The 10901-nt window shown below is 46.4% G+C and carries 9 protein-coding genes and 2 pseudogenes; 6 read left to right on the forward strand and 5 right to left on the reverse strand.

Annotated elements, in window-relative coordinates:
* Together AC1DUA_RS21655 and AC1DUA_RS21660 are read right to left on the reverse strand one after the other, a co-directional pair.
* Positions 1-1402: ABC transporter ATP-binding protein (locus tag AC1DUA_RS21655; protein ID WP_477501744.1), on the reverse strand; the 1402-nt coding region annotated here is incomplete at its 3' end.
* 21 nt (positions 1403-1423) lie between these two features.
* The gene (locus AC1DUA_RS21660; protein WP_477501749.1) at positions 1424-3154 is read right to left on the reverse strand and encodes an ABC transporter ATP-binding protein; all 1731 of its coding nucleotides are present in this window, start codon (positions 3152-3154) and stop codon (positions 1424-1426) included.
* A 189-nt stretch (positions 3155-3343) separates the two neighbouring features.
* Between AC1DUA_RS21660 and AC1DUA_RS21665 the strand changes: the two genes are divergently transcribed.
* The 3 genes and pseudogenes from AC1DUA_RS21665 (at position 3344) to AC1DUA_RS21675 (ending at position 6164) form a co-directional block, all read left to right on the forward strand.
* Positions 3344-4045: a hypothetical protein gene (locus AC1DUA_RS21665; protein WP_477501745.1), complete on the forward strand. Its 702-nt coding sequence runs from the start codon at positions 3344-3346 to the stop codon at positions 4043-4045.
* A 191-nt stretch (positions 4046-4236) separates the two neighbouring features.
* Positions 4237-5136, forward strand: a pseudogene (thrC, locus tag AC1DUA_RS21670) (threonine synthase); the annotation flags it as partial.
* A 512-nt stretch (positions 5137-5648) separates the two neighbouring features.
* Complete coding sequence (locus tag AC1DUA_RS21675; RefSeq protein ID WP_477501750.1) at positions 5649-6164, forward strand: hypothetical protein; 516 nt, start codon at positions 5649-5651, stop codon at positions 6162-6164.
* Positions 6165-6455: 291 nt separating this feature from the next.
* Here AC1DUA_RS21675 and rlmN read toward each other — a convergent pair whose 3' ends face one another.
* Positions 6456-7538, reverse strand: coding sequence for a dual-specificity RNA methyltransferase RlmN (gene rlmN, locus AC1DUA_RS21680; RefSeq protein ID WP_477501746.1), 1083 nt, complete (start codon positions 7536-7538; stop codon positions 6456-6458).
* A 251-nt stretch (positions 7539-7789) separates the two neighbouring features.
* On the opposite strand from rlmN, the gene AC1DUA_RS21685 reads away from it, so the two are divergent.
* Positions 7790-8221, forward strand: a complete 432-nt coding sequence (locus tag AC1DUA_RS21685; RefSeq protein ID WP_477501751.1) for a VOC family protein — start codon at positions 7790-7792, stop codon at positions 8219-8221.
* Between the two features lie 82 nt (positions 8222-8303).
* Here AC1DUA_RS21685 and AC1DUA_RS21690 read toward each other — a convergent pair whose 3' ends face one another.
* Positions 8304-8663, reverse strand: coding sequence for a hypothetical protein (locus AC1DUA_RS21690; protein WP_477501747.1), 360 nt, complete (start codon positions 8661-8663; stop codon positions 8304-8306).
* A gap of 256 nt (positions 8664-8919) precedes the next feature.
* Positions 8920-9478, reverse strand: a pseudogene (locus AC1DUA_RS21695) (NAD(P)-binding protein).
* Positions 9479-9657: 179 nt separating this feature from the next.
* Between AC1DUA_RS21695 and AC1DUA_RS21700 the strand changes: the two are divergent.
* Positions 9658-10506 (forward strand): ABC transporter ATP-binding protein, encoded by an 849-nt coding sequence (locus AC1DUA_RS21700; RefSeq protein WP_477501752.1) that lies wholly within the window; start codon positions 9658-9660, stop codon positions 10504-10506.
* A partial coding sequence (locus AC1DUA_RS21705; RefSeq protein WP_477501748.1) for an ABC transporter substrate-binding protein occupies positions 10454-10901 on the forward strand: 448 nt, incomplete at its 3' end. The genes AC1DUA_RS21700 and AC1DUA_RS21705, both read left to right, overlap by 53 nt.

Raw genomic sequence — 10901 nt, forward strand, 5'->3', positions numbered from 1 at the left:
GCTCATCGTAGCCATGAGGCAGCTGTTCGATGAAGGGGGCAGCGCCGACATCTTTCAGCGCGCTTTTTACCCGATCCATAGAAATCTCCTCATTGTAGAGGCTCACATTAAACTTAATATCCCCAGCGAATAAAAATGGATCCTGCAGCACGATGCCCATATGTTTCCGCAGCGCCTGCTTCGACATCGACCGGATGTCCCGGCCATCAATTGTGATACTGCCTTCATTGGGCTCATAAAAGCCGAGCAGAAGGTTCATGATCGAGCTTTTGCCTGAGCCGGTGTGGCCGACCAAAGCAATCGTCTCTCCCTTGCGAGCCTCGAAGGAAATCTTCTTCAGGACATTCTCCCCTTCTTTATAAGCAAAGGTAACCTGATCGAATTTCACAATTCCTTCTGGACGGCTCACCTTATCTGTGTTCTCAACATCTTGGCCTTCCATATCCATGATAGCGAACACTTTATCTGCGGATACAAAGGCCCTTTGGGCATTCGTCAGCTGATCGAAAATCCCGATAATCGGCTGGAAGATGCGCCCCAGATAATCGATAAACGCATAAAATACCCCGAAAGAAATAGCGGTACTCAGTGACTCGTGGCCAAAATACCAAATGACCATCGCAGTCACCAAGCTGCCGATTGTACCTACGATGTTACGAGAGGACAAGGAGAAAACGCGGAACTGCTTCAATTGATTCACATAGCGGTCCCGATTGAGCACTTCAAATTCGTCCAGCGTCACTTTCTCGCGGCGAAAAGCCTGAATAATCGGCATCACGACGATCGATTCGTTAATCATCGCATTCATGTCGCTAAGTCGCGCACGCATGATCGTGATGTACACTTTCGAATATTTCAAGTGAATCTTCATAATGAGAGCGAAAATAGGCGGCAGCACCAGACAATAAGCAGCCAAGTGCCAGTCCAAGATAAACAAGGCTACGAAAATACCGATAAGCTGCATCGTACTAACGACAAACGTCGCCATGAAGCTCATGAATAAGTCACGTACGGCCTCCGTATCGTTGGCAATTCTCGACACAACCTGACCAATTGGCGTGGTGTCGAAATAACGCAGTGCGATGCGCTGGATGTGCCGCATTAAGTCCATACGCATGTTTTTGATGATTTGAAGCGCTGTGGACTGGAATAAGTAAGCTTGCGAATAGTTGCAAATGCTTGCTACTAAAAGCAGCCCCATATAGAGACCAATCAGCTTAAGAACAGAAGCCATCTGGCTTGTATCTACAGAAAGATGCTGATCGATGATCGTTTTTGTAATGTATGGTCCCGCAAGCTCGGCGCTTACTGCGCAGCATAAAATGAGCAGCGCACCGATAATCCTGAATTTATAGACGAGCGCATATGAGACAAGTCTTCTAGCCGTTGATGGTTGATTCATCCTGTTACCTCCTTTCTTCGTCTATTCGTCTAAACTTGCTTCCATCTGCTGACGGTCCCACTGTTCCCGGTACCAACCACCAAACTGCATCAGCTGTTCGTGTGTTCCTTCTTCTATAACGCGTCCCTCATCTAGAACGAGAATCCAATTCGCATGGCTCACCGCTGATAAACGATGGGTCGAGATGAACGTTGTTTTATCTGCCCGCTCCTTGCGGATGCTCTGGAGAATGCGGCTTTCCGTCCGGGCATCTACCGCGGATAACGAGTCATCCAGCAGGAGGATCTCGGAATTGATGAGCAGTGCTCTGGCAATCGCCAAGCGCTGCTTCTGTCCACCGGACAGCATGACGCCGTTCTCGCCGACGATAGTGGCAAGACCTTCCGGCATTTGCTCAATATCCTGGGTAAAAGAAGCCATCTCTACCGCTCGCGCTATCTCATCCGGCAGAGCGTCATGTTTCCCGAGCGCGATATTGTCGCGGATCGACTTGGACAACAGCAAATGCTCCTGCGGAACATAAGCCACCCAGCTCTTCACTTGATCGAGCGCTATCTGTTCGATAGGTACATCAGAGATCAGCAACTTCTCAGGCGGGATAGGGTATTGGCGCAGCAGTTGTTTGAGCAACGTGCTTTTACCGCTTCCCGTACGGCCTACAATGCCTAAGGTTTGGCCCCGCTCCAGCTCGAAAGACATATGCGATAGGCTTGGGTGGTTAGCAGTCGGATAAGTAAAGCTAAGATCCTTCATTTCAATTCGCTTAGGCAAACTCACCGCAACTGGCTTATCCACGTCTACGATATCGGCCTTCTGTGTCAGCGCAGTATCCAGTCGGTCAGCAGAGGCACTGCCGCGCTGCAGGACATTGATAAACTCACCGAAGGAAATCATCGGCCAGATCAGCATCCCTAAATAAATGTTGAACGAAACGAGCTGCCCCAGTGAAATCTCATTATGAAACACCAGATAGGAACCATATCCGATGCCAATAGAATAACTCAAGCCCACAATAAGAGAGGTCAATGGTTGAAAAAGCGCATTGAGTAACGAAACGCGTTTGTTCTTATTCATAACCTCGGATGTGACTTGGTCGAATGCTGTTAGATCATGATCCTCCTGCACATACGATCGAATCACGCGAATGCCGGAGATCGACTCCAGCGCATGTTCGTTCATTTTCCCGAAGGAAGCTTGAGCCGCGAGGAAGCGCACTCTCACCTTTTGACCCAATTTACTGATCACAAAAGCTAGAAATGGCAGCGGAATCAGTGCCGCAATCATTAATTTAAAGGAAATGAGAGAAACCATCATGATAATAACAACCGATGCCCCTACAATCGTGGACACCAGGGTCATTACCCCGTACCCCGAGGTTTGACCGATCGCGAGCACGTCATTCGTAGCCAAGGCCATTAACTGGCCCGTGCTGTTGCGTTGAAAAAATGCCGGCGTCATTTTCGTCATATGCGCAAGCAAACGTCCGCGCAGCACCTTCTCCACCAATGCCGAGTTACCGAACAAAGTCGTAATCCACACATACGCCATTATGTATAGGAGTACAGCAAGTCCTACAAGTAAAAGGACCGTATGGTTGAGCGTAGTTGCCGTCAGATTTCCGTTGCGGATATGATCTATTGTATTTCCTATCATTTTAGGCGGAATTGTCGCCAGTAAATTGACACCAATGAGCAGACCGATCGCCAGCACATAATATTTCCATCTTTCTTTGAAAAACCATCGAAGCTTCATGATAAAAGACAAGGATTCCACCTCTTTCCATTGTTACACACATAAATTGATTCTATAGTTTCGCTCGGATGAAGTCCATGAGGAAGTTCAGTTTAATCAAACTTTCCTGTTCCCGCAACAGGCTGGAAACTTTTTACCTTTAGAAGGACAGACTAATGACAACCTGAGATACAGAAAGGAAGTACTGCCATGAATCCTGTTATGACAAAGAGCTTTGCCATTCTATCTCTATCAGCCATGATGACTGCGGGTACCGCTTACGCTGCGCCTAATGATACATCTGCTGTAGGCTTAAAAAGCAACCTCACCGTCTCGATCTCCATGAAGGAGGAGGCAAAAAAAGTGCAAGCTACTGGCGTTATCACGTCCATTCGAACGGATGGCGATAATGGGTCGATCCACATTCAAGGTGTAGGCACAGATGGCCTTGTTCTTAACGTCGGCAAAGAAACGGTCTTCCAAATGTTAGATGGCACTAAACTTAGTCTTGCCGATTTACATGTAGGCTTAACCGTTTCGGCTGAACATTCCATGGTTATGACGATGAGCCTGCCTCCACAAACGCCAACGTCCAAAGTAACCGTTCTGGATGCCAAACTACAAGAGGGACTGATCGGAACGGCCGGTGTTATTGAAGAAATCCGCAGCGAGAACAAGAATGATCTGCGCATCCGTGTGAAAGGCGAGGGTTTAACCGAAGCATCGCCGAACGAAGTCGTTCTGAATTTGACGAAAGATACAGCTATCGTTGACAAAAATGGCGAGAAAGTAGAGACATCCAAACTTGTGAAAGGCGCGAATGTCATCGGATTCTACGGACCGGCGCTGACCAAGAGCTCGCCTCCTATCGGCACAGCTTGGAAAATCGTTGTTGCCGATAAAGAAGAATAATTTAAAAAATTATTGTAAAAAGCGGAAACCTTCCTTACCAATTGGGAGGTTTCTTTGTTTAACGTGGCTGATCGTACTGTCCAAATGACTCGTTTTTTGATACAATAACTGAAAATTCATTCGAATAAGGGGACTAATATGGAATACATTAGCACACGTGGAAAAGTAGAACCCCTCGGTTTTATCGATGCCATCCTCACCAGAAGGTGAGCCGGGTGCAAGAGCTGCAAATGACAACGGTTGATAGCGAAAATGTGCTGAATCTATCCGTCGAAGGGACCTTCGATGACTGCCAACGCATCATCAAAGAGCTGTTCGCTGACGTTGAGTTCAAGCATCGCTACCACTTGCGTGCGATCAACTCCATCAACATTGCCCGTATTTTAGCGCAAACGGTGTATTACTTYTATGCTTACTTCCAAGTTACAGCCAGCGATGCAGGAGCTAAAGTGAACTTCAGCGTGCCGACTGGTAACTTCGGTGATATTTTCGCTGGTTATCTCGCTCAGAAGATGGGCCTTCCTATTCATAAGCTCATTCTAGCGACGAACGAAAACAACATCCTTGAGCGTTTCGTGAAGGAAGGCGTGTATCAACCGGGAGCTTTCCGCGGTACGCACAGCCCTTCCATGGACATTCAAGTAGCTAGCAACTTCGAGCGCTATCTGTTCTATCTGTACGGCGAAGATGCAGAGGCAGTGGCCTCGCTGATGGCGCAGTTCAAAGCCGAAGGCCGCATTGTTATTCCTGCTGACAAGCTGCAAGCCGTGCAAGCGGATTTCGCCGCGTACGGCGTGCAGAACGAGGAATGCCTGGATACCATCAGCTCCTATTACAAGGAGTATGGTTATCTGCTTGACCCGCATACCGCGTGCGGCGTTGCCGCTGCTGACCGCATCACTGCTGACGGCGAAGTGACGGTCGCGCTTTCCACCGCTCATCCAGCGAAATTCGATGAGTCCATCCGCCTGCGCGGTATTGAGCAAACCTACCCGCAGCAAATTCAGGCTCTATTCGACAAACCGCAGTTCCAGACGGTTGTTGGCGGTTCGGATGATGAGATCAAAGATCAGCTCGTGAAGTTCTTTTAAATCAAAGGGACTGTCTCTGAAAGTCTGAAATGACCTTCGGAGCAGTCCCTTTTTCACGTCTACTTGAACTTTTGCGGGAATTGCTTGATAATGCCATCTTAATAACCTAGCTAGTGCTTTATCTTTATTTTCTAAACCAGCAAGGGCACTTACCACATAATTGCGTGTCCAAATCGCGTGATCTATCCATAGTCTTCTTAAATCGGCTTTCAACTGCACCATCGATTGCGTGTACATCATCTGTTTAGCAGCTGCTGGGCGGTCGCTAGCGTGAGCTTCAGATTCTCCTTTTCATATAAAYTGGAAACAACTCGTTATATTGTGTACTCTCGAGTCGTTTTCATTCATAAAAGAGGGAGGAAGCCCCGGCAAGACGTCACCATGCATCAAATCAGCTAGACAAAATCAGTCTTCAGACCGAGAGCCTCCTCCACCTAAGCAGGAGGACATGTTTCTGGTGCCGTGATATGCTAGATACAATGATTAAACGAACAGGAGTGAATATAGTGAATATGAATCGCAGCGCTTTTCTCGGCCCGATCTTGATTCTTTTAGGCATCTTCATGTTTCTAAAAGGGGAAATCACGTTCAGCACGGGTACCATTTTTGAATATTTTTGGCCAACCTTATTCGTCATCCCAGTAGGTGTGTTCTTTCATTGGTTGTACTTCTTCATCCTGCAGCGTAGGGGTGTAGGCGTTCTAGTGCCCGGCGGCATTCTGCTGACGGCAGGCGTCATTTGCCAAATTTCCATGCTGTTCGATATTTGGCATCTCATGTGGCCTGGCTTTATGCTTGCTGTCGCCGTCGGTTTGTTCGAGCTGTATTGGTTCGGAGGACGCAACAAATGGCTGCTTATTCCGATCAATATTTTGACCGTGATGTCCCTCTTGTTCTTTGCGATTTTCTCAATCGGCTCGCTCTTCTCCGGCATCTTCCACAATCAGCCTATCTTCGCCATCGTGCTCATTGCTGCTGGCCTAGCCTTGATGTTCATGCGCAGCGGTCGGGAGACTAGCAAGTACTAATGTGAAAGAGCGTCGGGAGTCTCCTGATGCTCTTTTCCGTATACCTAGGGGAACTTGGAGTCCTCTATTCTTAGAAAAAAGAGCTATTGCCACTCTGAGCGGAACTAGAGGGTCTTATATTTGCCCCGTGGCGCGTTTTTCGGATGGAATTCGTGGAATAACGGAACGTAGTTCCCCTTGTACATGAAACTTGCACCCATTCAGGGAAATAGAGCACTCTAGTTCCTCCCAAGCATTTCTGTTCACAAAAAAACCTTCCAAACCACGAAATCTGGTACGGAAGGTTCTTTGTTATTGGGCAACCAGGTTATCCTCTGTGGATTTCTTGATCTGTTTGCTTCGTAATTGTCCACAAGCGGCATCAATATCCGTTCCGTGCTCAAGACGGACGCTACAGGAAATACCCTGCTTCTTGAGTGTGTCATAGAAAGCTCGAACAGACTCCCGCTCGCTACGTTGGTACTGGCTGTGCTCATCTACCGGATTGTACGGAATGAGATTCACATTGGCGAGTTGGCGGATGTGCTGAATCAGCTCAGCGAGCTGGATCGCATGCTCCTTGCCGTCGTTCACGTCCTTCAGCAAAATGTACTCGATCGTAATTCTCCGGTTTGTTTTCTCCAAATAGTACTCAATCGAACTCATCAATTTCTCAATTGGAATGGCTTTGTTAATTTTCATGATCCGCGTTCGAAGTTCGTTCGTCGGGGCATGCAAGGAAATCGCGAGGTTCGTTTTCAAATCGGAATCCGCGAATTCTCTGATTTTATCAGCAAGACCACTTGTAGAAACGGTGATATGTCTAGCGGCAATATCAAGACCCTTCTGATCCTTCACAACGCGGATGAAATCCACCATGTTCTTGAAATTATCGAAAGGCTCGCCGATCCCCATCACAACAATATGGCTCACGTGCTCACTCGCGCCCTTGCTGTCCAAATGAAGCTGAACCTTCATAATTTGTTCCACGATTTCTGCGCTTGTCAGGTCACGGCTCTTAGCCAGCAGACCGCTTGCGCAGAAGCTGCACCCGATATTGCAGCCGACTTGTGTCGTTACACACACGGATAGCCCGTATTTATGCCGCATCAGCACGGTTTCAATCAGGTTGCCATCCATCAGTTTAAACAGGAATTTGATAGTCCCGTCCGCCGACTCTTGTTTTAAATGCTCCGTCAAGGTTTGGATAGCAAAATGTTCTTCCAACACCTGAAGGCAGTCTTGCTTAACATCCGTCATCTCCGAAAAGGCAGTTACCCGCTTGCGATACAGCCAATCCCATACAAGTAAAGCCCGCGACTTTTTGAATCCTTTTTCGGCGAGCCAAGCAACCAATTGATCAAACGTTAATCCATAAATGGACCCTTTATTCATGCTTTATCCTCTTTTCAAGACTTTCACTTACAGTCCAAATTCTACGAAACAGCCGAAGCCTACCATCTAGTTATTATTGTGCCAAAAATCGAGCATGAACACAAGAGGAGTGAGCTTCCAGTCGTTCATTAAACATTTACAAATAAATCGAACATATGTTCTTTATTTTTGGAGCGTTTTATGGTAATAATAAGAGGTAAGGTTTTTTAGCAATGTTTCTATTCAAATATAACCCAAGGAGCTGAAGGATGATGACAGTACGCTTAGATCCTTATTTAGTCATGGAAGGTAACGCTAAGGAAGCCATTCAATTTTATGAAAAAGCATTAGGTGCTGAGCAAGTATTCGTACAAACGTTTGGCGAAATGCCCGCGAATCCTGAATTCCCGCTTCCTGCAGAGGCAAGTGAGCTTATCGGACATGCGATGCTGATGGTAGGCGAGACACGTCTGATGTTGTCTGACGCATTCCCTGGACAACCTATTCAGAAGGGGGCTAATGTTACGATTTGCATTTCGATCAAGGATGTTGAGAAATCCAAAGCGATCTACCATGCACTGGAAGATGGCGGACGCGTCATCATACCGTTGTCAGAATCTCACTTCAGCCCTGCTTATGGTCAAGTAGTCGACAAGTTTGGCGTGGGCTTCCACATCTTCACAGACCAACCTACTAATAACTAAGGTCCGATCGACAAGTCAAAAAGCCTTCATTCCATATCTATCGTTGGATTGAAGGCTTTTTTATGTAGAACCCCTAACATGCTTATCGAACGATTTTCTCGAGAATTTTCATAGAAGTTGCTGCTATCTCTTCAGCTACAGGTACTTGTACAGGTGCAGGCGCTGGCACTGGCGTTGGTGTTGGCTGATCGTGAAACATTTTGCTGGCATACATCTTCTTAATTTGACCATAAAAGCTTGTCGATCGTATGTAGGAAATAATTCTGCAAATCATTTGCATTTGCATCGTATCCTCAATCCCAGAAGAGATGTTGAAAAGTGTATTCAAACTGCCAATGGCTTGATCCCTAGTGATGATTCCACCTTCCAAATCCCTCACTACCCGCTCCATTTCACTTTTTACGAACCAGACTGCTCTGCTCTTTATATTCTTATCTATCAACCACTGCACCTCCTAGATGTATGTACTAAAATAGTACAACACCCTGCTTGGAATAGCTGTCGAAGTGAGGGGAGCAAGATTATAGTATTTTTCGGGAATGCCAAGGAATATTGTCGTCTTTTGTTAGGAAAAATTTGTAAACATGGGGCTTCCCTGTATTTTTCTCAGAAATTGCATGGTTCGCTCGTTGTTTGACAATTTGAAGACCTGCTCAGGGCTGCCTCTTTCCAAGATGACCCCAATTTCATAAGTCCAACTAGTTGAACATTTGCTTCACTAATTCCCGATTCCGTTCTTTGAAGACCTCATTATGAGAAGAAACCATAGCATACTTGTACGCGCCTGGCTGTATGTATTGTTTGGCTTTATTTACAGCGTTCGCTGCATCATGGAAAGCGCCCGCGATCAGATGGACTTTCCCCTCATGATTGAGAATATCGCCAGCTGCATAAATGCCCTCTACAGAAGATTCGCTCGCCGCGCTGCCCTTAATATAATAGTCGTCTACGATCTCGATCTTCACTTCGCTATTTTGAAGCAACGTCTTATCCCGCTCGTAACCGTAGTACGACCTCTGGCGAGAACGTTAATCCTTGTTCGACAAGTTTTTCAATCAGTTTTGCACCTGGCAGTGGCGTATGACCGCCAACGTCCCAGATCATCTTCTCTGGATAGACATGCACTTTGCCGCCCAACTGTGGCTGATACTCAATAATCTTTGTTTTCATTTCTCTCAAACCGCTATAGAAAGCAGAGTAAAGCCCTGCCGGGCCTCCTCCGATGATCGTTACATCAAACAATTCCTGATTTTCCATATCCGTTCACTCCTTCTCGTTTATATGAAATTGATTATCATTATCAATTAAATATAAAGCTAAATTTTTCTTTTGACAACAAAAATAATCATTGACAACCTCATGTTGTTGGCGTAAAGTATGTTTAGTTGTCTGGTTGATAATGATTATCACTATCGATGACATCATGGAGGTGTATGATGGTTCGCCTATACATAGATGAACTCAACATTGGTTATGGAGAACGTTCGATTGTCAAAAATCTTAGTGCCGCCATTCCCGACAAGAAAATTACGACGATTATCGGCGCTAACGGCTGCGGTAAATCCACCCTGTTGAAAGCAACAACACGAATTATTCCTCACCAGTCAGGACGTATCGTTCTAGACGGGGCGCTCATTTCGAAAGAAAATACCAAAGTGCTCGCCAAAAAGATGGCGATCCTACCACAAGCGCCTGAAAGCGCCAGTGGATTGACCGTTGGTGAATTGGTGTCTTATGGCCGCTTTCCTTATCAAACCGGCTTTGGCCGATTGACGAAGAAGGACTATGACGCCATTGACTGGGCGCTCGAAGTGACAGGTACCCAAGATTTCAAATATAGACCTGTTGATTCCCTATCAGGTGGTCAACGGCAGCGCGTTTGGATTGCCATGGCTATTGCACAGGAAACAGACATTATTTTCCTGGATGAGCCCACTACCTATTTGGATTTGGCCCATCAGCTAGAGGTGCTGGAGCTGTTGCAAAGATTGAATCAGGAGCAAGGCCGAACGATTGTCATGGTACTTCACGATTTGAATCAAGCCGCCCGTTTCGCTGATTACATCATCGCCTTGAAAGATGGCGAAATCGTCAAAGCCGGCGATTGCGAAGAAGTGATGCAGCCTGAAGTTCTCAGGCAAGTTTTTCAGATCGATGCAGAGATCGGAAGAGATCCTCGAACCCATAAACCCATGTGCATGACCTACAATTTGTTAAAGGGAGACTATTCCAGTGAAAAAGCTACTCATTCTATTCCTGCTCTTCATCCTAGTACTAGCTACTAGCGCTTGCGGATCTGCTGCTCCAACAAAAGAAGATCCCGCTGCGACGTCGGCTGCAACTGCTGGGTCTGGGTCCAAAACAATCACTTACCAGTCCGAGAACGGGCCCATTGAAGTACCTGCTGATCCACAGCGTGTCATTGTCCTTTCCTCTTTTACTGGAAACGTATTGGCGTTAAATGTGAAGCTTGTCGGTGTGGAGTCATGGTCCAAAGCCAACCCTAACTTCGACAAAGCCTTAAAAGATGTGCAGGAAGTTTCAGATGAAAATTTGGAGAAAATTATTGAACTAAAACCGGATCTCATCATCGGTCTATCCAATTTGAAAAATATTGATAAGCTTAAGCAAATCGCTCCAACCGTTACATACACATACGGGAAAGTTGATTATCTAACCC

It is taken from the genome of Paenibacillus sp. 01T422 (genome assembly GCF_056398785.1).